The organism is Rhodopirellula baltica SH 1, assembly GCF_000196115.1.
Classification (GTDB): domain Bacteria; phylum Planctomycetota; class Planctomycetia; order Pirellulales; family Pirellulaceae; genus Rhodopirellula; species Rhodopirellula baltica.
Window position 1 is genome coordinate 5,589,591 of the sequence record NC_005027.1, and the last position, 26,521, is coordinate 5,616,111.

A 26,521-nucleotide genomic window follows, 5' to 3' on the forward strand; every position below is an offset into this window, starting at 1 on the left:
GGAGAAAACACCTTCTCTATCATACCCACGTCATGGAAGATTGGGTCGGGAAGTGTGTCAGGCGCCCACGTTTAACCCGCCAAAGCGACGTTGTCTGCCGGCAAACTCATCCAAAGCAGCCTGGAAGTCGTCTCGCTCGAATTCTGGCCAGCATTTCGGGGTGAAGTACAGCTCGGCATAGCTAATCTGCCACAGCAGGTAGTTGCTGATTCGGATGTCTCCCCCGGTGCGAATCATCAAATCGACGTCGGGCAGTCCCGCCGTGTCGAGCGATTCATCCACCAGCGACTCAGTGATCTCGTCGATTGACCGCTCACCGTCCCGGACTTGCTGAGCGAGTTGCCGAGTCATTCGAGTCAGTTCGTCGCGTCCGCCATAGTCGACCGCCAGGACCAATTCCGTTCCGGTGTTGTTTTCGCTCACCGCCTGCGTTTTCGCAATTTCCTTCAGGACTTCATCGCTCAGCCGGTCGCGTCTTCCGATGAAACGCAATCGCATGTTCTGATCGCGAATGGTTCGCCGTTCCTCGACGAGATACTGCTGAAGCAGGTGCATCAAAAAGTCGAGCTCTGCCTGCGGCCGTTTCCAATTTTCGCTCGACAAGCAATACAACGTCAGAGCGTCGAGTTTGAGTTCGCTGGCCATTTCCGTGACCGTTCGCACCGTCGTGACGCCGCGTCGGTGGCCTTCGATGCGAGGTAAATCGCGTGCTTGGGCCCAACGGCCATTGCCGTCCATGATGATCGCGACGTGACGTGGAAGATTCATGCTGAGAAGTGGAACAGAAGTCATGCGAGTTTGGAAAGGACCGTTTCAAGGCACGGTTTCCAATCCCCGAGCTCGGTTTGGCGAACGATTTCAACGCTGGGGTACCAAACGGTCGTCTCCCCCGATCGGAGCCAACGCCAATCGGGAACTTTGCCCAGCAGCAGTATCGTGCGTACACCAAGGGATCCCGCCAAGTGGGCAATGGCTGTATCGGTGGTGACCAACGCATCCAAGTTGCACAGCACTGCCGCAGTATCCACAAATTGTCCACCCGATTGGTCGATGTCGTCGGGCAACCGGTGGATCGAGCTTCCCAAATCGCTTTGCTCGAGTTGTTCGGATCCATGCCCGAATTGCAGGCTGATCGATTCTACGTTTGGCATTTCAATCAGCGGGCGAAACGTTTCCAGCGGAACGCTGCGATACACATCGGCATGGTGTTCCGGATTGCCCTGCCAGTTGAGCCCGATCAGCTTCTTTCCGGGTTGCTTCAGCGGTTGCAGGAAATTTGCCCAGTAGTGGACGGTTGATTCCGGAACGCTCAAGTACCCCGCCCAGTGATCCGATTCATTCCGCTGAAACAAATCGGACCCGTCGTAAAGTTTGCCATCGCGCTGATACAAACCGTCGAGCACCTCGAGGAAAGATCCCTGGTAATCGATCTCGACACCCGCGGGCAAACTCATCAGCCCGGATTGAGCGTCGATGTCTGGGATCAAACGTTCGATGCCCAAACCTGATGGTCCGACGGCGGAGGAAAACAGTGGGACCATCTTTGGTGGGCAGACGACCATCACGTGAGCACCATCCTGCGCGAGTGCCGCGGCGACACGCAGGAAGTGAATCGAATCACCAAGTCCCTGTTCGGGATAGATCAAAACGGTTTTGCCAGCGAGTGGTTGGCCGGACCAAACTGGCACATGCCCACCCGCGGAACGCAAGTGATCCGTGATTGCGGGACGACCGACACCGGGCATTCGCCAACGCCAGCGGTATTCGTTCCAACCCCGGTCGTAGTCACCCAGCAATAGCGAGATCACACCGAGGTTGCGGTGCAGTTCGGCGTTGTCGGGCTGGATCGCGAGGCCTTCTTCATACCATTTCAGGCCACGTTCGATCTCACCATTCCAGATCCAAAGCGTGCCGCGATTTTTGATCGCGGAAAGATAGCCTGGCTGAAGCTCCATGGCTTTGGCAAAGCTTGCCTCGGCTTGATCGACTTGGCCGATCATTCGGAATGCGTTGCCAAGGTTGTTCCACGCGATCGGGAAGTTGGAACGCAGATCGATCGCTTTTTGGTACGAGTCCACCGCTCCGGTGAAATCTCGTTTGTCGAACTGAGCGATGCCCAGGTAGACCCAGGCATCCGCGGAGTTGGGTACCTGACGCAAAACGCCGCGATACATTTGCATCGCGGCGTCCACGTTACCCGATTGATGAACTTGCCAGCTTTGCTGCAAGATCTCGGCCAAGGTTGGCATCAGTCCAGGAAACCAACCAAATCTTGGCTGCGGCTGGGCTGTTGCAGCTTGCGGACCGCTTTGGCTTCGATTTGGCGAATTCGTTCACGGGTCACCTTGAAGATGTGCCCGACTTCTTCCAGCGTGTAGCTGTAACCATCGCCTAGACCGTAACGCAGTTTAATGATTTCGCGTTCACGATAGGACAGGCTTTTCAGCACGCCGGTGATTCGTTGACGAAGCATTTCTTGGGTCGCACCAATCTGCGGGCTCTCTGCGGTGCCATCGGGCAGCAGGTCGCCGAATTGACTGTCTTCGCTGTTGCCAACGGGACGATCCAACGAGATTGGGAAACGGCTCATTGTCAAAACACGACGTGCTTCTTCGATGGTGACGTCCGCACGACGAGCAGTTTCTTCGATCGATGGTTCGCGACCAAGTTCTTGCAACAACTGGCGAGCCACGTTGCGAACACGGCTCATGGTTTCAACCATGTGAACGGGAATCCGAATCGTGCGGCTTTGATCCGCGACGGCACGGGTGATCGCTTGGCGAATCCACCAAGTGGCGTAGGTGCAGAACTTAAAACCACGACGGTATTCGAACTTGTCGACCGCTCGCATCAAACCGGCGTTGCCTTCTTGGATCAGGTCCAAGAACGACAGTCCCCGGTTGCGATACTTTTTCGCGATCGAGACGACCAGGCGCAGGTTGCCTTCGCTCAGTTCACGTTTGGCTTGTTGGTAATCGCTGTAAACCGATCCCAACATCTTCACGCGATTGCGAAGCGAGGTGGGCGTTTCCTGGCAAGCGGTCAGGATCTGACGACGCTCGTGCAGCAATTGCTCACGGACTTCGCGGCCGTGCTTGGTACGTTTTTGCTGACGCACCAACTCATCGATTTCGTCGAGTCGGCGAGAGAATTTCTCCAGCAAGCCGATTCGGGTTTCGATGCGCTGTGTACGCAGACCGAGTTCTTCGACCAAACGAACCGCACGACGACGGCGACGAGCCAATGCACGCCAAGCTTCCGCGCGACGGCGGGCGGGTGCACTCTTGCTCATCGCGACTTTCCAGTCGTGACGGTTGCGGTTGAGCAACGTTTGCAGGGTTTTCAGGTTGTGTGGCAAACGACCAATGATCTGTTCTTTTTCCAAACGATCGGTCACGCTGACCTGAACGGTTCGGTCGAACGGCAGTTGGCCGCGGTAAACCTTCTTCAACGTCTTGTAGGCTTCGACCAATACGTAGTGGTTCTCGAGCAGCTTCGTGCGGAAGCGGCGGCGAGTTTCTTCGATACGTTTGGCCAACTCGATTTCTTGACGACGTGTCAGCAAAGGGATCTCGCCCATTTGCGTCAGGTACATTCGAACAGGGTCGTCCGACCAAGTTTCCGACTCATCGAGCGCAATCAGTTCGTCCGGGCTGTCCAATTGGACTTCGCCTTCGGGCGCATCGGCAACGCTGACCGCGTTGTCGTCTTCGCTGTCGTCGACTGGTAACTTGCGGAATCCTCCTGTGACCACGTCAGTGCTTTGTGCTGAAACGTCGTCGAAATCATCCATCATCGGATCAAACAAAGTAGATACTCCTTTAGGTGGCTGTCTTTTCTATGTTCGACGACCGCGATTGGTTTGGTGGGTCGTCACAAAGAACGCTGTGGCGATTCAGCGTTCGGGGCAATTCAATTGGTTTTGGAACATCCGTGTCGTTGGGCGGCGGCACTCGTATGAGCAGCTCGTCGTCGGAGTGTAGTTACGCCGAATGTGAGGTCGAGACGTAATCTGCCGCCGGGCATTGGGTCACTGGCGAAGTCGGTCAGGAGAAGTTCGAGAAGCACTTGGGTTTCGAGAAGAACAATCAATCAATAACGAATTCGAAACGGTCCATGTGTTGGGAATGTTGCCAGTGCGAGGGACGCGGGTGCAGATCGATTGACCGACCGACGACGTCCATTGAAGAAAATTCCGACACACAGTGACTCTACCACCCGTTAACCTGCGAACCTCCGAATCAACTGCCAATTGGAAAAATTTTCCGATTGACCCGATATTCCATCCTGGAGGCTGAAAAGGGACGGTGGACCGTTTGTTGCGCGAACCGAATCCCATTCGGAAGCGAAGACGAACGATAGCTCGTTGTGGTTGTATCGCGACTCATCCAGAGGATGTCCGGTCAGGCAAACGTGATTCTCGTGATCGATTGGCCAAGCAAGTTGAAGAATTTCAGATGAAACTCTGAATCAGCTTGCCGCCAAATGGCCGTTCGACGAGAGTGACGTCCTGACGGGAGCGATTGGTCGTGTGTTACCCTCAGCACACCGTGATTCTAGTTCCCAGAATGTCTCGGTCCACCCGGGCGTTGTTCTTTTGACCCGTGATTTCAGCCATGTATTTGCTTCCCTGTCCGCACTGCGAAGAGTCCGCCGAGGTTAGTCCCGCCCGCGCCGGTGACCAGATCCCATGCCCTCATTGCGGCCAGAACATCCCCGTTCCAAAACTGGGTGAACTGCGTCAGCTCCCCACCGCAGAGGGCGACGCGGCGACGGAGAAGTCCAAAGCCAAGGCGGCCGAGGGTCGAGCCAACCGGCCGACAGTGCTGTTCACGGCACTCGGTTTGCTGGCAGCCGGCCTGTTTCTCGCGGCCGCGTTTTGTGTCGTGAATTGGGCCACTATCAGCGTTCCACTGACCACCGAAGGGCACATCGATGAGTTCCGTCAGGCCTACAAAGAGGTCAGCTCAGCTCAAATGATTCGGGAATGGGAAGAAATCAATCGCAACGGAGTCGACCTTCCGGCGATGTATCAGTACCGCGTCATGGAGCTCGACAAACAGGCTTGGCTGACGAACGCCGGGCTGTTTTCCGGAGCTGGTTTGCTGGCTGTCATCGGGGCGTTTTTTGTCGGTCGATCCGGTCGGGCAAGCGAGGTGTGAACCCGCTCACAATCCAGAAAAAAAATCTGGACCGATACATTTCAACACCGTTCGGTTGAGGGACACTTGGTTGGCGTCCTCTTCGGGGGCGTCTGTCTGTGCTCAACCCTTGTTCTGCAGCACGTAAACAACGTCTTCGGTTGACGCATCGACGGTGATGCGATCATCCATGTCATACGCAAAGTCGTACGTTGCCAAGCATTCCCATTGGTCGTCCGCCGCGATCAACCGATTCATCTGTGCCGGTGTGTAACTTCGCAAGTGAAGTTCATCGTTGATGCGGAAACTTCGACTCGGGGTGTGCACGTCAAAGCGAATTCCGAAACGCTCCATTCGTTTCTTCTTGTCGCGGTTGATCGTCCACATGTGTGTGTTGATCGCCAAGTTGCCGCGACGCGCCGACCATGATTCCGTTTCGCTGGGTGGAACCTTTGTGGGTGTCAGGTGCACACCGAGTAAGTAGATCCCGCCGCGACGAACCATCGATGCCATACTGCGTAGATGCCCGCGAGCGGCGGCTTCGGAGTTCACGTGCCGAAAACTGTTGATCGTGTTGAACGCGACGCAGGCTGGCCCTTCCGCTTTGGACGTTTTGGCTTTGCCGAGTGCGGATCGAAAATCAGCGGGTGAGAAGTCGCACATGTCCGCGACGATCGCGGTTGGTTTGAATCCACCTCGTTTCAAACGCTGATTGCAGAACTTGACGGCTTTTTCGTTCAGGTCCAATCCACAGGTCGCATGTCCTTTGCGGTTCAGCGAAGCCATCAATCGTCCTGTCCCACACGCAGGCTCGAAGAACAACTTCGGTTTGCGGGTTAGAAAATTGTCGGCGCAGTCCAAGATGAACTGCGTCTCCGCGGCGATGTCAGCTCCAAAGACCAAGTCGTAGTACTTGGGATGGTCGTAGATCGATTCTTCGAGGACTTCCATGGATTCAGTTTCTTTCAGTTCCTAGCGAACGGATTCCAGGCCGAGCCCGCGTCGCAGCATTCCAATTTGGCCCGCATGCAAACCTTCGTGAATCGGGCAAAACAAAACCGCGCCCAACTTGCAGGGGTACACCGCGTACGGCATGTCGATCTCGACCAACAACTCAGCAGGATCCAGTTCGTCCAGTTCCGCTGACGCGAGAGCATGGATGCGATTGAGTTTGTCGAGCAACTCTTCCGCGGTTGGTTGACCTTCGCTGGATTCGGGCGGCTTGCCGCCGCGGCCATAGGTCTTGCGAAACCGACCTTTGATCAAATCCAAATCCTCGGGACGACGGCCCCGCATCCGGAACATCAGCAAACCGTATTGGCTGACGGCCAAGTGTCCGACTTGCCAAGCCACATGGGATACGCCACCCGGTGGAATCTCGAACCAGCGATCCATCGGAGTCGCTTCAAGCAGTTCCAGTGTGTACTGACGGGCAAATTCAATTTGACCACGTGCGGCTTCGAACATCCGAATCGCGTCGGACAGCTCTGGCAGTGGCTTGTCGGAAGAGGGAGGTGTTTGGCTCATCGCCGAACTTTAGCCCGGTCGTGCGGCTCTGTCACCCAGCGTCCAAAGCTCACCATCATTCAGATTCGCCGACCCGGGCAAACCATTTCGATACGGCGGTGCCCGATACTACGTTTCACGATCGTCGTTCAGTGGATCGAACAACTACCTGAGTCGCACGATTTGCCCGCCAGCCGATACCGACGTTTGGCGACCTCGTGATACAGCCGACGCCACAATTTTGCCGTCCCCGGAAGATGCAAGATCGGAGCAGCAAACCACAGCATCGGTAACCGTCGCGAAAGGTAGCGAACCGCATCGGCACCGCCGTGACGTTGGCCTTGCTGATCAATCACGTACATCTGTTCCATCAGCTGCTCTCGCGTCAGATCGGGATAACGGGTCGACACTCGATCGTCATGGAGCGACAAAAACGCCAGCCTCTTTCCACCCCAATCCAGACGCCGAAGGTTCTGGACGCCCGCTTTGCAAAAATTGCAGTGGCCGTCGTAAATCACCACATCGCACGTCGAGCACTGGTCAGGATCCGGCAAATCGCCAGATCCGCGTGTCGTTTGCGAAGGACCGGGCAATGGCTCTGCGGCCGTTTTCGCGTCGGTAATGGGTTGGGTTTGAGACATGTATGGAAGTGTACGTCACTGGCGAACCCGCCGGATAGGATTCTCGTTTCATCGGGGAATTTGAGGAACGGCACGGATTCCGCCGCACAGATTCTGCCGTCGGGAGCAAGATTCGGCGTGCGGGAAAAGCGTTCGCCGCGCTATAATGATAAGAATCGAACCGCACTCGTTCCAAGTTCACAACTTCGGGCACCCACGGAGCTATCCATGACCAGCGTCGCCCCATCGCAGGATCCGCACGACGAGTTGACCCAGTGGTCGCCCGAGGAAGCCAAGGCCAAAGTGGAATCGAAGGTTCGTTCCGCTCGCAGGCGAATGATGCTTGGGAAGTTTGGACGCACGTTCGCTGTAACATGGTTTGTTGGTTTGATTGTCGCAACGATTGCGGTCGGTGCGATGGCAATCACCCCGTTGCCGCTGGATCGCTTCGGATTGGAATCTTCCGAAGTTGGAGCCTCCCCGTTGACGGTGCAGCAATGGGCGACGGGATGGATCGTGGCTGCCACCGTGGTTTCCATTCTTGCGTCCGCGATTGTGACGATGGTCTCGGCTCCATCGGTCATGCGAGTCGCTGCCGAAGTCGATTCTCGATTCGGATTGAAAGAACGTTTGAGCAGCGCATTGTCATCCGATGGTTCGACGGATGGAAAATCCGCGGCCGGGAACGCACTCCGGCAGGATGCCGCCCGACGAGCCAGCAAGCTGGACGTGGCGGAGAAGTTTGCTTTGTCACCTCAGCGAGTTTCTTGGTTGCCGCTGGCGATTGTCCCGATTTTGGCCGTCATGGTTTTCGCGATCGAGCCGGCAACCGAAATCACTTCCGAGCTGAACAACGAAGTCAACGCGAGCGAAGTTCGACAAGTCAAAATCGCCGCCGCGGAGCTGAAGAAACGTTTGGCTCAACAAAAGCGAGAAGCCGATGCGAAGGGCTTACTCGAGGCACGCGAACTGTTCGAGAAGATGGAATCGCAACTCGACAAGATCACCGAAAGCAAAACGTTGAAACGCAAGGACGCGTTGCTGGAACTCAACGACATCAAAGAACAAATCCAAGCTCGCAAGGACCGACTGGGGTCGCCGGAAGAGATGCGCAAGACGCTCGCTCAGATGAAGGGGCTCGATGGCGGTCCGGCCGAAAAGGTTTTGTCGCAGATTCAAAAGGGTGAGTTTGGCAAAGCCGCGGAAGAGATCAAAAAGCTCGCAAAGCAAGTGAAAGATGGCAAGCTCACCGATCAGCAGAAAGAAAAGCTGAACAAGCAAATCAAAAAGATGGCTGAGCAGATGAAAGAGGCTGCAAAGAACCACGAAGAGAAAAAGAAGCAATTGCGAGAGAAGATCGAACAGGCCAAAAAAGAAGGACGCAACGAAGAGGCCGCCAAGTTGCAGCAGAAACTGAACGAATCTGAATCAGCCGATGCACAGATGCAGCAAATGCAGAAGATGGCTGATGCGATGCAGCAAGCCGCTGACGCGATGCAGCAAGGCGATGAATCCGCAGCTGCTCAAGCGATGGAAGAAATGTCCAGTCAGTTGGGCGACATGCAAATGGCCATGTCCGAGCTGGAAGATTTGGAATCGGCCCTGGGTGACCTGTCGCAGTCCAAGAACCAAATGAACTGCAAACAATGCAATGGCGATGGTTGCCAAGCGTGCCAGGGTCAGGGATTTGGTGAGGGCGAAGAACCAGGGATGGGAATGGGACGCGGCAAGGGCAAAGGAGACCGGCCCGAAGAAGAAACGGACGTCAACACCTACGACACTCAGGTTCGCGGCAAGGTCAAACGCGGACGAGCAATCATCGCTGGTTTTGCGGACGGTCCCAACCGAAAAGGTGTGACCCGCGAAGACATCCAGTCGGCGATCGAGTCGAACCTCAGCGAAGAAGGTGATCCACTCGAAGATCAGGTCTTGCCTCGTGACGAACGTGAACAAACCCGTGAATACTTTGATCGATTGCGAGAGGGTTCATGAATCGCGGCAACGTCTTGATGGTTGTTGTCGTTCTAGTGGGATGCGTTTGGCGTGGGTTGTGGCTGTCCGCCGGCGTAACCAATTCCACCTCGGTTGCCGACGTGACTCGCACTGAGTTGCTCCGCCAAATCACTGATGAACTGAAGACACGCGGACATGTCGCCGGTCCGCAGAACCTGCAAAGCGTTCAGGTGTTGGCGTATTTTGGTGATGCTAGCTCGGCAGAGCCATCGGTTGCTGCATCGCGTTCATGGAAGCTTAATTCTGTTCAGCGATTCGATCCCAACGCGGAAGTGTGGATCGTGTCGGGTGCCGATGGCAAACCAGGTTGGGACGGCTGGGATGATAACCAAAATGGCACGGTCGACGACTTAAGCGAACTAGGTGCCGCATGGAGCGATGACCATTGTTTGACACCGCTGGATTCGGGGTACGAACAAGTCGATCCCGTCTATTCGCGGATCATCAATCGCGGAACGTTTGTCCCCTCCGACTTCGAATCTTTTGCGGCGGATCATTCTTTTAACCCGGACGAAAGCGAGCACCAACCACATTCGTGGCGAGTGACGTTCGTTGATCAGGCCGCAGCCGAGTTCCGCTGAGCAGCTGTTTCAGAAGTCCAAGCTTGGCGTTGTTGGTCCAACCGATGGATCGCTCGTTCGTCGATTTGTTGGCATCGTTCGCGTGCGCCCCATGCCAACACGACGTGCGTCCAAAACGCCAGTTGACGATAGTCTTCGTTGGCCCATTCAGCGATCAGCTTCACGGCGTCTTCGGTGACGCGAGGTCGGAGCTGACCGGCGTGTGACAGCGCTGCTGCGAGACAACGGACAAGCGAATTTGTGGAAACGCTCATCGTATGACTGACGCCAGGAAAGGTTTCCGGCCCCATCAGGAGCAAGGTCATTGGGCTGCATCGCGGATCGAGCTTCAAGGACTGCTTGTACCACTGAATCGTTGCCTGGTCGGGTGTTCCGTCGACGATGCACAACGTGTGAATGCCAAGGGGCCGATTGCTTCTTGCAATCGACAGCCATTGCTGACAAACGTCATGGTCAAATTTTGTTGCCTCTGTTCCCAAAACGTCCAGCGGTAGATCAGCCAAACCGTGTGTTGCCATCCACTGTCTGGCCCACGTGGTTGCGCCAACTCCCGGGCAGATGTTCAACTTCGCGATTCCGACCTTGTTTCGCAGAATGGTTTCCAACCAGATCCGAGCCTGCGAATGTTCTGCGGACGCGTATAGAAACTCATCTGGCCGCGATGGAACGTTCACCGCGGGAGAATCGGCGAATGGTTGGCGGAACAATCCCCAGTGGCTTTGATCGGCCGGGCTGAGCAACGGGATCGGCATCGACGGCGGTCTCTCTCGGAAAAGAATCGGCTGGCCCAGCGGGGAAGATGCATGACCGAAGCTGACGTGGCAGCAATCTGAGTCAAGAATCTTTGGTTGGTTTGAGGCACCACTGGGGTTCGCTAGTCAGTCAGATCGACTGACCCGCTCGCCGATCGCTTTCCGTTTCGGTTACCTTGCACCGATCGATGCAACCGGCACGATTGTACCTTTTGGCTTTTTTGTATCTCTTCGAATCCTGCTGAACCGCTCGCGATGACCCGACGCTATTACGTTCCCGATCTGCAAACCCAAGTACCCGTTGTGCAACTGCCTGATGAAGAGGCGTCGCACGCGTCGCGAGTCATGAGGGTGCAAACGGGTGACCAGATCGAATTATTTGACGGGTGCGGGCACCAGGCCGATGCGGAAGTGGTATCAGTCAGCAAACGGGAATGTGTTGTCCGGTGCGATGCGATCGAGGCAGTGGATCGGGAGCCCAGCATCGCGGTCGACCTTGCGATCGGTTTGCCCAAACCGGATCGAGCCAAGGAAATGATCGAGCGGTTGACCGAGCTGGGCGTTGCGCGTGTGTTTCCAATCGTCTTCGAAAGAACCCAGCGGCCTCCCAAGGAAAATTTTCTCGATAAGCTTCGAAGGATCGTGATCGAGTCGTGCAAGCAATCGGGACGCAACGTTCTGATGACAATCGAATCACCAATCGACTTTGTTAGCTTCACCGAGACACTTGCCGCAAGCAGCGCGACCAACGACGAGGAAGATCCACAGCCGCGTCAATGGAGTTGGCAACGGGTGTTGGTCGCGATGCCGGACTCACCGCCACTGAGTGCAACGGATGTTGAGCCAACCGGCGTGAGGCAAACCGGCGCGGCGCAAACGGGCGTGGGACAATCCGACGCGAGACAAATCAACACAGGGCAATCCGGTTTGAATGACCGACCGAGAACGCTGGCATTGATAGGCCCGGAGGGTGGGTTGTCGGAGGCGGAGCATCAGAGATGCGTTGACGTCGGAGCAGAATCCATTGGATTGGGGCGGCGTATTTTAAGGATTGAAACGGCTGCGGCGATTATTGCGGCACGCTTGGTGGTGGATTGATAGATATGTTCACTATGAAGGCAGGTTGCAGTTCGGGCTCGAATCGCAAGCTAGGTTTGCATGGCCAACGATCTCGTCCCGCTGGGGTGGGTTGTTCGGAACCAATGCAAACAACTCCAAATGCTTGCTTCACGCATGAATGCCCTGCTAACCGACACACACAACTTCGAATCAGCCGCGTTGGGCGGTTTGTTGACGGACGATACGTTTTGGCCGGCGGAACCCCGCTCGCTGAATGAACTCGGCCTGTCGGTCAGCTTTATCGAAGCGTTGACGATCAAGTCGATTCATCAAATCGGAACCATCAGTGGTCGCAATGTGGCGACGATGATGGGATTGCCGTTTCGTTTGGTGGAACCCATCGTTGATGCGCTTCGGACTCGCAAGTTTGTTGCTCACGTGCGACCGGCAGCGTTCAACGACTATTACTACTCGCTGACCGAACTGGGGCAAAAGCGGGCGCAGACTCACCTTCAGCAATGCAGCTACATCGGGCCAGCACCCGTGCCATTGGCTGATTACACACTCAGCGTGGAAGCTCAAGCCGCCGGTGTCGATCCCATCGAGCGAGATGATTTACAAGCTTCGCTTTCGAAGATCTCCTACCAGGACGAATTGCTCGACCAGATTGGTCCAGCGATCAATAGCAACACTGGGATGTTCTTGTTCGGTCCTCCCGGCAATGGAAAGACCACCATCGCTCGAAGCTTGACCCAGTGTTTGGGACAGGAAATTTGGATCCCCCATGCGATCCTGGATGATGGCAATTTGATCAAAGTCAAAGACGATGCCTATCACCAAGAAACGCCTGTGCCGGAAGGCGACGGTCAGTTGTTGAAGGCGCAGGAATGGGACAAGCGTTGGGTGCGAATTCAACGACCCAGCGTCGTTGTTGGCGGTGAATTGGTAATGGAGAACCTCGAAGTTCGCCACGATCATCGATCCAATATCTGCGAAGCACCGCTTCAGATGAAAAGCAACTGCGGTTGTCTGTTGATCGATGACTTTGGCCGTCAACGAATTGCTCCGGAAGAGTTGCTCAACCGGTGGATTGTGCCGCTGGAAAATCGATGCGATTACTTGACGTTGCCAACGGGTAAGAAGATTCAGATCCCGTTTGAGCAGCTCATCTTGTTCTCGACCAATTTGAACCCGGACGACCTTGTTGACGAAGCGTTTCTTCGCCGCGTCCCCTACAAGATCTTTGTGAACGACCCGTCGCCCGACGAGTTTCGGTCGCTCATGAAAACAGTCGCTTCGCAAATGGGTTTCCCTGAGACACCCGAAGCCGCCAACCATTTGCTCGCCTACTACAAGCAAAACAATCGACCACCGCGTCGATGCCACCCGCGAGATTTGCTGACGCAAGTCGCTAACTTCTGTCGTTACCGTCGATTGCCTTTGACGTTGCGGCCGGAGTACCTCGATCAAGCATGCCGTAGTTACTTCAGTGCTCTCTAGGTTTTGTTCTAGGCGTGGCTGACCCTTCAATAGGGAATGCTCGACGTCTACTGATTTTTCGAAAACAGCGGATTCCATCAAAGAATTCGTGCCGAACCAGACTTTCCATTCGCCGCTCAACAATGTCGTTCACAGTCGCCCGATGACCGTCAAGACAACCCAAACGATCGCTCCCGGATACGAACCAATCACCGGCTACACGCTGGAGAAAAAGATTGGTGAAGGCGGCTTTGGTGAAGTTTGGTTGGCCAATGCGCCAGGCGGATTGAAGAAAGCGGTCAAGTTTGTGTTTGGTGCCAACGACGCCAGACGCGGTTCGCGTGAGCTGAAATCGTTGGAGCGAATCAAGGGAGTTCACCACCCGTTTCTGTTGACTCTGGAGCGATTTGGAATCGTGGACGATCGCTTGGTGATCGTCACGGAACTGGCTGACGGATCGCTCGAAGACGTACTGAAACGACATCAAGACCGCGGTTCATGTGGTATTCCCCGGGCCGCTTTGTTGTCGTATCTGCATGATGCAGCGGATGCTTTGGATTACTTGCACGGCAGCTATCAACTACAGCACCTCGACGTGAAGCCAGGAAATTTGTTGTTGGTCGGTGGGCACGTCAAGGTTGGTGACTTTGGGTTACTCAAAGATCTGCGAGAGATCGATCACTCGGTGATTGGCGGATTGACCCCCATCTACGCTCCGCCGGAGTTGTTTGACGGTCGGCCATGCATCAACAGCGATCAGTATTCGCTCGCGGTGATGTATCAAGAGTTGTTGACCGGTACGCGTCCATTCACCGGTCGTACGATCGCGCAATTGGCAACGCAGCACATCCATGCCGCACCCGTGTTGGATTCATTGCCAGCAGCCGACCGTGTGGCGGTGGCGCGAGCATTGGAGAAAGACCCGGAACGTCGTTTCGACTCGTGCAAGGACTTCGTCGAAGCACTGCGAACAACCCGTGGTCGCGATGAGACGGCCATCCATACTTCGACCAAACCAAGCATTCGGACTCGCCAGGAAGCCGTCGAAGACTTGCCAAGTCTGAAGTCGGGAAAGGCGATGGTCCACGCCCGTGTGACGGGACACGCCTTGGTGGTCGCCGTTGGTGGCGTCGGAGCAGAATGCTTGCATGAACTACGCAGCCGTGTTGCGACCTTGCATAGTGCTTGCCCCTTGGATCTGCATTCGGTATTGATCGACACGGACATGCATACCATTCACGCGGCTCGTTTGGCAGAAGCATCGGACCGCATTCCGCCGGCGACAATTCTGCACACACCGCTCAAATCGGCTCAGCAATACCGCGAAGGACGGACTGATCACTTCCGATCGTTGTCACGTCGTTGGATTTACAACGTGCCTCGCAGCGGTACGACCGAAGGCATGCGTCCACTGGGTCGGTTGGCGATGATTGATCACGCGAAAACCATCGACTCGGGGCTTCGCGAATCGATTGATCACTTGGCTGCGGTCTGTGGTGACCGCATTCCGTCGGTCTACATCATTGGTTCGCTTTCTGGTGGAACGGCCAGCGGAATGGTGATGGACTTGGCACCTCGGATTCGAACAATCTTGGATGAAGCGGGTCTGGAAAGCGCTTCGGTATTGCCGTTGTTGTCGACCGTATCGCTGCAGGGCAACCCGCACCAACCATTGACGCTTCATGATTCATTCGCCGCGATCTCTGAGATCGGTCACTACATGTTGCCCGAGAACAGTTATCCCGGGGATTCCGGCGTGGACTGGTCCGGAGTTCCTGCCTCTCGAAACCCGCTGCGAAATGCGTATGTGGTCGTCGACGGCGATCACGCTCTCCCAAAATCAGGTTCGGCCGCGGCAACGATGGTGGATTACCTGTGGGCGGATGCGACCGGTGCTGGCGAACTGTTGGCGGAAGCTCGACGAAGTGATCAAGCCGATGCTGCGGTGCTCGCGAAACCTATGCTGCGATCGGTCGGAGTGGCTCGGCTGAAATGTGTTCGCGCATTGGAAGAGAATTTGCTCGCGCCCGCTGCGGCACGTCACCTTTTGTTGCGTTGGCTCGGCAACCCCAATGAGTCACGTCAGATCGCAGGTCCAACAACCGAACGCTTACGGAAACGGTGCGGTCTGGACATCGCGAATTATTTGGACGAAGTGAAGGCACCGTTTGGCCAAGACGCGGACAACATCGCAAGAAATTTGTCCGAGATGCTTTCCCGTCTATCGGTTCAGGAAATCATGGATGGCCCACGAATCACGCGACTGTTGAAGGAAAAACTAAGCGAGTGTGATGTTTTGGATCGATTGGACCGCCGGGCGGCAACTCAAATGGTCATGCTTCGTCGCGAAGTGTCGGTCAGGATGCACGATGGACGAATCGATGTCACTTCCAGCATGCAGGCCACCGAAGGATTGATGAATTGGTGTTCGGCCCAAGTCCAAGAATTGGAACAATTCCGAACCGACCTACGCGAGCAGCAAACCGCGGTGCGGCAACAGCTGTGCTCCAATACAGACTTGGAAAGCGAAATCGAAGCGGCCGAGAAGTTGGCGATGATGGAGTTGAATCTGATTGCATCAGAAATGGCCGGCGAACAGCTCAAAGCATTTGCAAAACGAATTGAGAATCTGCATGCGACATTGACCAAGATGGCAGTCGGCATCGCGAAGGCCATTCGATGTGTTCCCGGTGACAATCGCGACACAGAGAATCCTTGGACGGAGATGCCGCAGGAGATTCAGATGCGTTTCAATGCGGTACTGGAAAACCTGCATTCGCAAACCGCGTCACCTTGGTTGCTCGGTCCGTTGCGTGACGCGAAAATCGAGTGGGACGAACAGGCGTTGGCAACTGATTTGGTCGGGAAGTGTTTACCCGTCGTCGAAAATGTGATCGACGCTCATCGACAGTCTTCTGCTAGTTTGACTGATTCAACGACCTCGTCAGCATCGGTTCTGACTCAGGATTCAGACCTGACTAATACCCAAGTGATCCCGGATCAACGCGACACCAACACGGCTCAGCTAGCCCGGACAGGTGTTTGCGAAACTCAAACATTTGAGCAACCACAGAACGGCACCTCGTTGTGGAATGAACAAACAACGATTGAATCCGCGTTGCGGGTTGCATCGCCACCGCTGCTGCAATGCGGCGGGCGGCAACGATTGTTGTTGTTGGTCGGAAGCGAGTCGGATCGTGAGCGTTTGGAACCCCAGGTTTCGTCCGCTCACACGGGCTCATTGACGACGGTGGTGATCCCGGGTGTGACTCCGATTTTGGTTCACGAAGCCCAGCAAATTCCGATTGATAATGTTTTGGAACAGCTGGAGTTGGTATCCGGCGGCAACACGCAGGTCAGCAAACGCTTGCACGCTCGCAGCGACGTGAACTGGAAAGAATAGCCAACCGCTTCTGGCAAACCGAAAAGCGTGTCAGGAAGCTCTTCACGCGTTGGTGTTCTGCGGCAACAGTTCCCAAAGTCGCGGATCGGCAAGTGATTCAGCGACCAAATGGACGTCCTCAAAAACGTGCGACCGAGTGTGCTCGTTCGGTACCGCGACCGTGACTGCACCGGCCGAAACCGCAGCTTTCGATCCGTTACCGCTGTCTTCTAAAACAAGCATCTCTGTTGGCGATACACGGAGCCGATCGGCCGCTTTCAAGTACATTTCTGGATTGGGCTTGCCGTGAGTAACATCGTCACCGGTCAACGCAAACGCCAGATCGTCCGACCATTCGGTAGTCGGCAAGATCATGTCCACGAACTTTCGACGACTGCTGGTGGCTAAACCGAACGGCAGTCCACTGGTTCGCAACCGTTCGATCCATTCCGCCAGACCTGGCATCGGTCGAAGTTCTCCGAGCAAAAGATCGCCGTAGACGTCATCGGACTCCGCGAGCAAAGACACCGGGTCGTCATCCAATTGGTGGTGATCGATCATTTGACCAACAGCGGACAAACCTACCCGCCCCATCATCTTCTGTTGCAGTTCCAATGTGAAAGTGTGACCGCGACGTTCCATCAACACTTGACCGACCTGGAAATAAATTCGCTCGGTATCGAACAACAGCCCATCCATGTCCAACGCAACGCCTCGAAGATGCATGTTCGCTCCAGATTTCAATGTGAGTTTGTCAGACCGTCGACCGCGACGATGGCAGCGGGCAATAACGTGAGATTGATCAAAGCGGACGCCGCCAATGTCGCGGCGATCAACATTCCAAAGGTGGCGGTGGGGATGAAGGGGCTGGTCATCAAAATGCCAAACCCAATCACCAATGCTAATGTCGCCAGCAAGATCGGAGCCGCCACATCCGTCGCCGCTTCCGTCGCAGCCACCACCACATCCACGCCGGCGGATCGTCCACGCTGATAGCCCGCAAGGAAGTGGATCGAACCGTCGATGGACAAACCAATGGAGACCGCACCAATCATGGCGGATCCTAAATCCAAACCTCCGCCGGCAAGTCCCATGACAGCCAAGACCAGCATCACCGGCAACGTGTTCGTCAGCAATGCGACGAGAGAGTATCGCAGGCTTCCGGTCGCGATTCCGATCAATATGCCGACCAAGGCCAGAGCGATCGCCAAGGCTTTCCATTGGTCGCGAAGCAAACTGCTGACGAGTTGAGACATCAGAACGGAGTAACCGGTAACGAGTGCTCGTTCATCAAACTTTTGGGCCAATTGCGAGACTTGATCGATGAGTTCTCGCTTCACTTCGCCAGGCAGGCTTTCTTCGCTTCGCAGCATGATTCTCAGTTCTCGTGTCTCACCTTCCTTTGGTGGATCAAACGTCAACAGAGCGTCAGCGAAAGTGGGAATCGCGGTTCGCATGCCTGCCAAGCGAACTTCGGGGGTCACGATGGATAGCAGTGGACTCTGAGCTGCAACTCCGTCCGCATCCGCAAGTGACAAGACCTTCGTCAGGCGATGAATTTCGCCGGTCGAGGAATCAACAACTTCCAGTTCACGCAGTTTGGTCTCCAAACTTTGAACTCGAGACACGTAGTCCGGCGAAATGGTTTCTGGTGCGGGAAGTACAACGTCCCATACCCCCGCTCCGCCCAACTGTTGCTCCACACGAGCATAAGCCTGAACGATGTTGCTGGTTTCTCGAAAGTTGCTTAGGAAGCTGGTTTCGGTTCGCAGTTGAGTGACCATCGTTATGCTTACGATCAGAGCGATGATAGAAACGATTGACAAAAGTTTGCTGTGACGCAGGCTGACTGACACCAGGTGAACGAGGAATCTTTCTGAGAGACTGGGTGCTCCGTTGGAGTGCGTTGGTTCAAGCGGAGTTCGTTTACCTGATGGCAGGCTCATCAAAGCCGCGGTGAACCAAACCAATGCGGCAACAATCGCCAATGCGGCAACAGCGGTCATCGTGCCAAATTGCTGAACCGGTCGCACTTCCGAGTTCAACAGCGAAGCGAATCCGGCCGCATCCGTCAGGCAGGTCCAGAGAATGGGAATCGCCAGAAACGCAGTGACTCGGACGATCGATTCATTAACAGGGGATTCGCCTGACCCGTTGGAGTTGTCTCGCGAACGGACGCCGATATGCATCACAGCGGCGACTACGATGACCGCGATGATGGCGATCAGAATGGTTGAGACCAAAGACATTTCCATTCCCAACGCGACGATGGATGCTCTCGTGCAAAGTGTCGCCCATACGATTGCCATGGTGGCCAGCAGGACAACGCGATAATCGCGAAGCGTCAACAGCATCACCAGGCTCAGCAGACCGATCGTGCCCAACGCCAATCGATTGCCATCAGCTTGGATCATGTCAAAAGCATCATCGAGCAACACGGGTTCACCTATCAGAACCGGGGCTCGTTGAGAAGGAATTTGATCAGCAAGCCGTCGCAATTCTGCAATGGCTGATTCGGTCTGCCCAGGTTGAAGCATCGCCACAATCGCAGCGGTCTTCTCGTCCTGCCCATGGGTGTACCCCGCAAAGAGATCCCGAAACGAATTCGCGACCGGATCGTCTTTCGCTAGCATCTTTGACGGAGGCGGCGGAGCTTCTGAACCAGATGGAAGCGATCCTGCTAGGAACGAAAACTGTGGCCGGATGTAAGCAAACGCCTGGACCAATTTCGAGACTGACAAAACGCCTCGAACGCCATCGATCGATTCAGCAGAGTTGGTCCATGCTCGATTCCGGGCGACTCCCTCAGGGGTCATCAATTCGGCGTCATCGTAGACCAACATGACGACCAAATTGCCGCCAAAGGTTCGCTGCAGATGCTGATACTGATTCAGCGTTGGATCGGTTGGAGAAAACATCGCCGCCAGGGAACGGTCCATCCCCAGGTCTGTCTGGTAGATCGCCAGCGGGATCGCCGACAGACAACCGATGAGGAATAACCACCAACGCCAAACCCAAAGCAATCGAGCCAGAGTGTGTCGTGGCGACGCGATCAGCGAAGTTCTCACGACGCGGCCGGCTTCGTACCTTCGGTCGGTTCGTCCGGCGCCCTCCGGCCTGGTAACTCATTGCCGTCGGCTTCACCGTGCGGTGGTGGCGGGAAGAAGAATGATTGAACCAACAACATGATCGCTCCGGTAACCAACAAAGAGTCCGCAATGTTGAAGTTGGGCCATTTCCATTGATCGGATGCCTGCCAAAGAATCCAATCGCGAACGCCGCTTTGCCATTGATCCGGCAGTCCCGGTTTCCACCAAAATCCTAGACGGTCGTAAAGGTTGCCGATGATGCCTCCGGTGATGCATCCGAGTGCGAACGTCAACCAACACGATCGCGCGGCCTTGAAGAAGAACAGCCAAGCGATGATTGCCGCAGCGGCAAAGACTGAGATCGCCGCGAAAACCAAACCTTGGCCAGCTCCCAAACCGAAGACCGCGCCGATGTTCACCGCGGTTTCAATCCCGAAGTAACCTTCGATGATCCAATAAACGTCTTGGGTTCCCGGCAAACCACGCCAACGGAAGATGGCCTCTTTGCTCCACAGGTCCAATGCGCCACCAGCAATGGCGAGGCCGAAAAACAATGCATAGCGGTTGGCGGGAAACGCTGCCCCCTGGCTAGCGGTTGGCGCTGGGGTGGGGGCGTGTCCGGAAGGATTCACTTTGGCTGAATTCATTCGGGTGGGCCAAATGGAGGAACGCGAAGCAGACAGTGCCTGCTCGGGGTGCTTCAATCAGCCAGCACCGTAGATTGCGGAGGCGAAATTTCCCAGATGACTATCCGAGAAGAAGCCGCAATCGTCTCAGAATGTTAGAAAGCAAGAGGGCCTGCATTCCAAAGAGCCAACAATTCCGCACATCCAGGCCGGCTCAGCCGGGGTCACTGGTGACTGGCGACCCAACTTCGGAGCTCAGATTCCGATCGATAGCCCACTTCGTCCGCCAAGACCTTGCCGTTTCGGACCAGGAACATCCTTGGAATGCCTTCGATTCCAAATTGGGCGGCGACTTCTGGTTGCTCTCCCACATCAATTTTCACCACACGAACCTCCCCCGCGAGAGTCGGTTCAAGCGATTCCAATTCCTTGTCAATCTGCCGACATGGTCCGCACCATGGCGCACCAAATTTGACGAGCACCAAATCTTGATCGCCTGCTGAACCGACAACCTGTTGGATGGCTTCGGCGGGGACGTTCACCGTCGGCCCGGGGTTGTTGGGGACGTTGCACCCGATGAAGAACAACGAAGCCAGACCGATACCTGCAGCCGCAATGGAAGTCACGGCAAGTGAAGCGGGGCGAGGATAGGACGTCATGATCAGACTCCGCGAACAAAGCACCGCCGGAAAATGCGGTGCAAAAATGGGCAACGCGAAAAGACGCAATGCGAGGAACGGGAAACAAACTATTGTACTGCTAGGTATGCAATGTCTGTTCCACGGATTTCCCCGCACTGGATTTCATTTCAAATTCGCCCGTTTGCAGGCGGATATCCCACTCAAGAGTGGAAGTTGTAGTCCTTGTTGTACGGATCGAAATCCGCATCGGTCAGTCCAACATTGACCTTCAGATTGAGGTAGTTGTACTCCTCGATCACTTCGCCGCGTCCGTCCGCGTTGTTCGGCCAGTCATAGGCGATGTAGCGGATCGGCATGTCCAGTTCGTCGTCCATGAATACTTGAGCGGTATGGAATTCCGCATCCGGACGACGGGTGGGTTGGGTCAATTGAAGTACGGTGCACGAACGATCTTTCAGCCGGGCGCCTTTGCGGAATTCTGCGTGGACGTCTTCGAATTGCAGAGCCTTTTCGCCTCGTTCGATCAGCTTCAAAATCATGTTCTCGACACCGATTTCGGTCATCGGATATCGCTGGCCACGCATGGCAAGCATCCCGGTCGGCGGAATCGAGACAGTTGGCAAGAAGCGGCCTTTGAAGCCGCCTTCGTGAGCGACAATGTTGCCATTGTTTTGATTCTCAACGTAGATGACTTCGCGACCTTTCACCGAGCTTGGTTTCAGGAACGACAGGTAAACGCTGAATGGTTGCACCAGACGACCATTGGCCTCTTTGCGGTTGCGAACCTTGATCGACATGTATTCGTGTTCGCCAACGGTGTCACCGATGCGTTCTCGTTTGACCAGGATCGCGGTGTAATCGTTGACTTCCGTTTTGGAACGCGTCAGCGATTGACGAGCCATTTCCAAGCCACGAACTAAGTCGGCTTTCGCGGAACTGACCGGGGCGGCCGGTGCAGCTTTTTGTGCGGATAGGGCGGCGTTGGCGACTCGGTGAACCGGCTTGGTCCACTGGGGGTCTTGCCCAAAGAGAGTTGATTGAGAGAGTCCACCGGCCAGCAGTCCGCCGGCGAGTCCCAAAAATTGACGACGGGGTGTATTCATCTCAGCTTCCTTGCTGCGTGTGGGTCAGGCATTGAGTGGGAGGAACGCCACGGGAAGACGATCCAAGGGTCTGCGTCAATCAGAATCGACCGACTTGGTATGCAGCAGCCAATCGAGTGTTCGACTCAACTACAACCCGAACAATCCGAGTAACCAATCGGAGAATTCGTCCCTCGGCTATCGTGAAAAGTGCCGAAGGTGCGCCGACCGTAGCAAAAAGTCAGCACGAAGACCAAGCCAATCCTGCCCTTACGTCACGAAAAACAGTGCGTTTTCCGTGGTGCAGGACAACGATTGATCTTCAACGTGAGTCTTTCAGTCCACGCAGAATCGAACCGTGCGATTGAAATGCAGACAAACGCGTTTCCATGTCCGACAAATCCGTGTCAATCCAATCGCCAAAGGCAGCGTTTACTGACTCGGTGTCAAAAAGAGCCGTGATCCGTCCCCAATCAAGACATTGGATTTCATGCCGAGGCGAGCCGGTTTCAGACGGCACCCATTCGGATGGATTCGGTGTTGGTGATGAAGTTGACATGGTTGTTTCTCCAGGACCATTCCAGATGGCTTCACCCAGGATAAGGTTCGGCAAAAAGTGGGCCGAAGAATCAATGTGGTTTACTGAAAACCTACGTTAAACGCGATCGAAACGCGTCGGAATCGCCTGAAAGAGAAGAGAAAACGCCAGCCTGGGACTGGTGTTTCTACGAATCGAAACCGCGGCAGGTCGCCGGAATTCACCCTGTTTGTGGGATTTTCGGTTTTTTTGCGCCCGTTTGCCAAGACGCGACCGCCTGGAACGAAGAACCCAATGATGCGGCACTGACTCCGCCAAAAAATCCCACAAAATGTTTTCTCAGGAGAACACACATGCTCAAAAAACTAGTGCTGGCAGGAACTGCTGCCACTTTGTTGTCTGGTTTGACCATCGCCACTCCAATCGGCAGTTACGCTCGTTGCGGTTGGTCGTACATGACCAATACCGCTAGCGACGCGGTGCCATTGGAATGGGAACTCAACCGAGCCCGCCAATTGATCGTTGATTTGAAGCCCGAAATTCAACAAAACGCTCGCCGAATCGCTCAGGAAAAAACTGAGGTGGTTCGATTGCAACGCGAGTTGTCGACAACCGACGAGAAGTTGGCAAAGGCGAAGAACGACATTGAACGACTGACCAATGACCTGCGGGATGAAAGTTCCGTTTACTCCTATGGCGGTGTGACTTACACGTCGGCTCAGGTGAAGTCGGATTTGGGAAATCGTTTCAAACGCTTCCAAACTCGTCAGCAAACTTCGGAAAAGCTGCGACAAATGCTTGCCGCTCGCGAAGCTTCGCTCGCTGCGGCTTCTGAGCGGATGGACGCAATGCTGGACGCAAAACGCCAGTTGGAAGTCGAAGTCGAAAACTTGCAGGCTCGTTTGGGTGCCCTCCGTGTCGCTCAAACCAGCACTCAGTTGCACCTTGATGACAGTGCTTTGTCGGATACGCGGCGTTTGCTGGACGACATTGCCACGCGAATCGATGTGGAAGAGGAAACGATGAAGGTCGATGTCGAGTACTTCGGCGAGATCAACTTGGACGAACCTTCGGACGAGAACCTGCTCGATGACGTTACCGCTTACATGCAAAAGCTGGATGGCGGCAAAGATCAGGCCTACGTTTCGATTCAATTGGAAGAAGAAAGCAGCGATTCGTCGCTGTGATTTGTCTGGCACGGGGAGCATCGGGCTCCCCGTGTGACCGTCCGAGTGAACCTGGCGGAACGTTCTCGTCTTGATGAAAAGGCATGCGATGAGTGCTTTGGCCGATACAATGGAACTTCCCGCAGACTACTCGAACCCAATGCCATCAACTCGTTCGATGAAATTCACCCACTCCCCTAACGATCTGGTCCTGGACCGATACACGATTCGTCGTGGCATCGGAGTGGGGGGATTTGGCGAGGTGTATTTCGCGGTCAGCCAAGCGGGCAAGGAAGTCGCACTGAAACGCATCCAGCGAAATCTGGAAGTTGAACTGCGAGGGGTTTCTCACTGTTTGAATCTAAAACACCTGAACTTGGTCTCGCTTCACGACGTGTGTCGGGATGCCGACGACCAAGCCTGGGTGGTGATGGAGTATGTTGCCGGTCCCAACTTGCGAGAAGTATTGGATGACGCGGCCAAGTCCGCCGCATCCGATTCTCGCAATGTGTTGCCCAGCGGCATGTTTGAATCGCAGGCTCGTCACTGGTTCGCCGGAGCCGCGGCCGGCGTTGCCCATTTGCATTCCGCTGGTTTGGTCCACCGTGACATCAAACCTGGCAACTTGTTTGACGACAACGGCATCGTCAAAGTTGGTGACTATGGGCTGAGCAAATTCATTTCGGCGTCTCACAGAAGCGGACATACCGAAAGCATCGGTACGTTCCACTACATGGCACCCGAGATTGGTCGTGGGCAGTACGGTCGCGAAATTGACTTGTATGCACTCGGCGTGATCTTGTTTGAAATGTTGACGGGCGAGTTGCCGTTCGATGGCGAGACTCCCCAAGAGATCATCGTTAAGCACCTGACTGACTCACCCGATTTATCGCGTGTGCCGAATCAATATCGAAATGTGATCCATCGCTGCTTGCAAAAGGATCCCAGCAAACGTCCTCGTGATGTTGCAGAAATGCTTTCGCTGGCTTCGATGCCGGCCGATCAGACACCCGTTTTAGCGGAAGTGGTTTCGTTCGATTCAAAAGAACAAAACGGCGCTACATTCTGCTTTCATCCAAAGAACAACCGAAGAAGCGAGCTAGTTGGTGCCGCGGGCGGTGTGGCTTCACCAAATGCAGACGGTGCGTCCATGGTATTGAACACATCGACCGGCGAAGAACCCATCGCTCGAGCAGTCCGAAACAGTTTTTCAGATGCACGAGCTTGGTGGCGGGCACTGGAAACATCGCCTGGTGTCAAGCTGGTCTTGGCCATCTCTGCGGTCGCCATTTTGTTGATCAATACGCATTGGTTGTTGCCAGTACTGTCGATGGTTGGGTTCTTCTACGTTCCGTACTACGTGATTCGTCACGTTGTACTGCAACTGTCCGAACCGACGTCGTATTCGCCAGGTGCAACAGATTCGCGAAGTGTGCCGCATCAAAATTCGACGGCTCATGCCGTCGCGAATGTTCGGCCAGCTGGAAAACCAGTCATGACGAAGGCTCAAGTCCGATCACTGCTGAGAACCAGTTTATCTGAACGAACACGGTTGTCGCGTTCGGCGGAATGGGCAACATCGGGAATGACATCGATGATCGTGGCCGGTGTGCTGCTCTTGCTTAGTTCCGTGATCGGAATGCGAAGCACCCCGCTGACACCCATCGCCTTGGCACCTTACGTTTGGATGGCGTTGGTGATTTGGTTGGGGGCGTTTGGATTGCTTGGCATTGGTAAATTCTGGGAAGGCAGTGAAGGCGAAGGATTGGTTCGTCGCCTGGTGTCCGCTTCCTGGGGAGCCTGCGTTGGTCTTCTCGCCTACGCTCTCGGCCATTTCCTAATGGTGCCAATGGATGAAGGATTGGGGCGAGACATCGATGCAACGGTGCTGCCCGTTTCGTTCTATCTGGAATCGGGCGTTCCCAAAGCCGCGGCGATGATGGGGCACTTCGCTCTGCTGTTTGCACTACTTCGCATGTGGAAGCCGGTTGATCCTTTGCGTCGCGTTCGATTGAGTTTGTGGGCGGTCACCGTTGCGGTGGTTGGTGAATGGGTCGTTCATCAAATCGTTCCCGTTCCTCAGCCCGCAGGCATGTTGATTGCCGGCGGCGTGATCGTGATGACACAATTGTCTGCTCCCTGGGTGAAATCCAATGCAATCTCAACAATCTGAATACCGATGGGTGAGCATCGCGATCGCGATGTTTTTGCTAAGTGGTCTACCCAGTTTGGGGCTTTCCAACGCGCGGCGATGCTTCGCCGACGATGAAGTCAAAACTGAAGTGAAGCCGAAAGTGAAAGAGGCCGCTGAACTCAGTGTTGCGCCACTTTCGCATTTGATCTATCCGGACGATCGACCCGGTTGGATCGATCAGCCGATCGTAAATGACGGCAAGGATTACAGCTTGGTCGTGACTGCGGGACCGAGTGGTTCGATGGAGGAAGCCGATGAACTCATAGGAGTTTATGCTCGTGGCGCCGTTCAGAGTTACGTCGATGAACTGGTGTCTGAGCAAGAATGGGCGACTGAACCTGAGATGATTCCGCTGGACATCGATTGGATCCGCGATGAACTTGTTGTGCGGCGTTACGAGGGTGTTGTCCAGGTGGGCGATGAGCAGCAGTTCGAAAAAGCGATCTTGATCCGAATTGAACCCGAAGACAAAAAGGTCTTCGAAACTGCTATCGCCGACATGAAGCTCAAAGAACGTTTGGCAGCGACGGGGATTGTAATCTTGGGCGGTTTCTCATTGTTGGTCGGAGGGTCAATCGTCCTCGGTGGATTGGCTTCGCGTCAGAAGCAGCCGACCGCTGCAGCTTGAATCAACGCTCAAACCTGTGCACAG

General features: G+C 55.0%; 22 protein-coding genes. 9 read left to right on the forward strand and 13 right to left on the reverse strand.

From position 1 onward, the window contains the following. Window positions 1–57: 57 nt before the first annotated feature. The 3 genes from uppS to RB_RS21370 are packed head-to-tail and all read right to left on the reverse strand — an operon-like array spanning window position 58 to window position 3,808. Window positions 58–792 carry a polyprenyl diphosphate synthase gene (gene uppS, locus RB_RS21360; RefSeq protein ID WP_007328291.1) on the reverse strand — a complete coding sequence of 245 codons (735 nt, stop codon included), beginning with the start codon at window positions 790–792 and terminating at the stop codon, window positions 58–60. After that, window positions 789–2,249, reverse strand: a complete 1,461-nt coding sequence (locus RB_RS21365) for a tetratricopeptide repeat protein (protein WP_011122720.1) — start codon at window positions 2,247–2,249, stop codon at window positions 789–791. Before RB_RS21365 ends, uppS begins: the two co-directional genes overlap by 4 nt. Then, window positions 2,249–3,808 carry a sigma-70 family RNA polymerase sigma factor gene (locus RB_RS21370; RefSeq protein WP_007328293.1) on the reverse strand — a complete coding sequence of 520 codons (1,560 nt, stop codon included), beginning with the start codon at window positions 3,806–3,808 and terminating at the stop codon, window positions 2,249–2,251. The genes RB_RS21365 and RB_RS21370 overlap by 1 nt, the downstream gene beginning before the upstream one ends. An 808-nt stretch (window positions 3,809–4,616) precedes the next feature. On the opposite strand from RB_RS21370, the gene RB_RS21375 reads away from it, so the two are divergent. Next, window positions 4,617–5,162 carry a hypothetical protein gene (locus RB_RS21375; protein ID WP_007328297.1) on the forward strand — a complete coding sequence of 182 codons (546 nt, stop codon included), beginning with the start codon at window positions 4,617–4,619 and terminating at the stop codon, window positions 5,160–5,162. Window positions 5,163–5,264: 102 nt separating this feature from the next. On the opposite strand, the gene RB_RS21380 is transcribed toward RB_RS21375, so the two are convergent. The 3 genes from RB_RS21380 to RB_RS21390 form a co-directional block, all read right to left on the reverse strand. Beyond that, window positions 5,265–6,092: a class I SAM-dependent methyltransferase gene (locus tag RB_RS21380; RefSeq protein WP_011122726.1), complete on the reverse strand. Its 828-nt coding sequence runs from the start codon at window positions 6,090–6,092 to the stop codon at window positions 5,265–5,267. A gap of 21 nt (window positions 6,093–6,113) precedes the next feature. Next, on the reverse strand, window positions 6,114–6,668 hold the full coding sequence (locus RB_RS21385) for a DinB family protein (protein WP_007337215.1): 555 nt from the start codon (window positions 6,666–6,668) through the stop codon (window positions 6,114–6,116). A 128-nt stretch (window positions 6,669–6,796) separates the two neighbouring features. Continuing rightward, a complete protein-coding gene (locus RB_RS21390) occupies window positions 6,797–7,288 on the reverse strand; it encodes a thiol-disulfide oxidoreductase DCC family protein (RefSeq protein WP_007337214.1) in 492 nt (163 codons plus the stop codon). Window positions 7,289–7,495: 207 nt separating this feature from the next. Between RB_RS21390 and RB_RS21395 the strand changes: the two genes are divergently transcribed. Then, window positions 7,496–9,259 (forward strand): hypothetical protein, encoded by a 1,764-nt coding sequence (locus RB_RS21395; RefSeq protein ID WP_011122727.1) that lies wholly within the window; start codon window positions 7,496–7,498, stop codon window positions 9,257–9,259. Continuing rightward, window positions 9,256–9,861: a hypothetical protein gene (locus tag RB_RS21400; protein WP_011122728.1), complete on the forward strand. Its 606-nt coding sequence runs from the start codon at window positions 9,256–9,258 to the stop codon at window positions 9,859–9,861. Before RB_RS21395 ends, RB_RS21400 begins: the two co-directional genes overlap by 4 nt. On the opposite strand, the gene RB_RS21405 is transcribed toward RB_RS21400, so the two are convergent. Further along, the gene (locus RB_RS21405; protein ID WP_011122729.1) at window positions 9,837–10,613 is read right to left on the reverse strand and encodes a hypothetical protein; all 777 of its coding nucleotides are present in this window, start codon (window positions 10,611–10,613) and stop codon (window positions 9,837–9,839) included. The genes RB_RS21400 and RB_RS21405 overlap by 25 nt on opposite strands. A 255-nt stretch (window positions 10,614–10,868) precedes the next feature. On the opposite strand from RB_RS21405, the gene RB_RS21410 reads away from it, so the two are divergent. The 3 genes from RB_RS21410 (at window position 10,869) to RB_RS21420 (ending at window position 16,554) form a co-directional block, all read left to right on the forward strand. Further along, entirely contained in the window at window positions 10,869–11,711 is an 843-nt protein-coding gene (locus tag RB_RS21410; protein WP_011122730.1) for an RsmE family RNA methyltransferase, read from the forward strand. Between the two features lie 60 nt (window positions 11,712–11,771). Further along, window positions 11,772–13,172, forward strand: a complete 1,401-nt coding sequence (locus tag RB_RS21415) for an AAA family ATPase (RefSeq protein ID WP_164922322.1) — start codon at window positions 11,772–11,774, stop codon at window positions 13,170–13,172. 142 nt (window positions 13,173–13,314) lie between these two features. Further along, window positions 13,315–16,554 (forward strand): serine/threonine protein kinase, encoded by a 3,240-nt coding sequence (locus tag RB_RS21420; RefSeq protein WP_037245963.1) that lies wholly within the window; start codon window positions 13,315–13,317, stop codon window positions 16,552–16,554. Between the two features lie 42 nt (window positions 16,555–16,596). Here RB_RS21420 and RB_RS21425 read toward each other — a convergent pair whose 3' ends face one another. The 6 genes from RB_RS21425 to RB_RS21450 form a co-directional block, all read right to left on the reverse strand. After that, a complete protein-coding gene (locus RB_RS21425; RefSeq protein ID WP_164922323.1) occupies window positions 16,597–17,259 on the reverse strand; it encodes an HAD family hydrolase in 663 nt (220 codons plus the stop codon). 14 nt (window positions 17,260–17,273) lie between these two features. Further along, window positions 17,274–19,601 carry an efflux RND transporter permease subunit gene (locus RB_RS21430; protein WP_011122735.1) on the reverse strand — a complete coding sequence of 776 codons (2,328 nt, stop codon included), beginning with the start codon at window positions 19,599–19,601 and terminating at the stop codon, window positions 17,274–17,276. Beyond that, window positions 19,598–20,269: a signal peptidase II gene (locus RB_RS21435; protein ID WP_193427748.1), complete on the reverse strand. Its 672-nt coding sequence runs from the start codon at window positions 20,267–20,269 to the stop codon at window positions 19,598–19,600. The genes RB_RS21430 and RB_RS21435 overlap by 4 nt, the downstream gene beginning before the upstream one ends. A gap of 203 nt (window positions 20,270–20,472) precedes the next feature. Beyond that, complete coding sequence (locus RB_RS21440) at window positions 20,473–20,907, reverse strand: thioredoxin family protein (RefSeq protein WP_011122737.1); 435 nt, start codon at window positions 20,905–20,907, stop codon at window positions 20,473–20,475. A 182-nt stretch (window positions 20,908–21,089) separates the two neighbouring features. Beyond that, complete coding sequence (locus RB_RS21445; RefSeq protein WP_011122738.1) at window positions 21,090–21,992, reverse strand: DUF1571 domain-containing protein; 903 nt, start codon at window positions 21,990–21,992, stop codon at window positions 21,090–21,092. Window positions 21,993–22,293: 301 nt separating this feature from the next. After that, window positions 22,294–22,530 carry a hypothetical protein gene (locus RB_RS21450; RefSeq protein ID WP_007328312.1) on the reverse strand — a complete coding sequence of 79 codons (237 nt, stop codon included), beginning with the start codon at window positions 22,528–22,530 and terminating at the stop codon, window positions 22,294–22,296. Between the two features lie 332 nt (window positions 22,531–22,862). Here RB_RS21450 and RB_RS21455 point away from each other — a divergent pair, with 332 nt between their 5' ends. From RB_RS21455 to RB_RS21465, 3 genes are all read left to right on the forward strand, one after another. Next, window positions 22,863–23,696 (forward strand): hypothetical protein, encoded by an 834-nt coding sequence (locus RB_RS21455; RefSeq protein WP_007334335.1) that lies wholly within the window; start codon window positions 22,863–22,865, stop codon window positions 23,694–23,696. A 73-nt stretch (window positions 23,697–23,769) separates the two neighbouring features. After that, window positions 23,770–25,848, forward strand: coding sequence for a serine/threonine-protein kinase (locus tag RB_RS21460; protein ID WP_164922986.1), 2,079 nt, complete (start codon window positions 23,770–23,772; stop codon window positions 25,846–25,848). Continuing rightward, entirely contained in the window at window positions 25,829–26,497 is a 669-nt protein-coding gene (locus RB_RS21465; protein ID WP_011122742.1) for a hypothetical protein, read from the forward strand. Before RB_RS21460 ends, RB_RS21465 begins: the two co-directional genes overlap by 20 nt. Window positions 26,498–26,521: the final 24 nt, after the last annotated feature.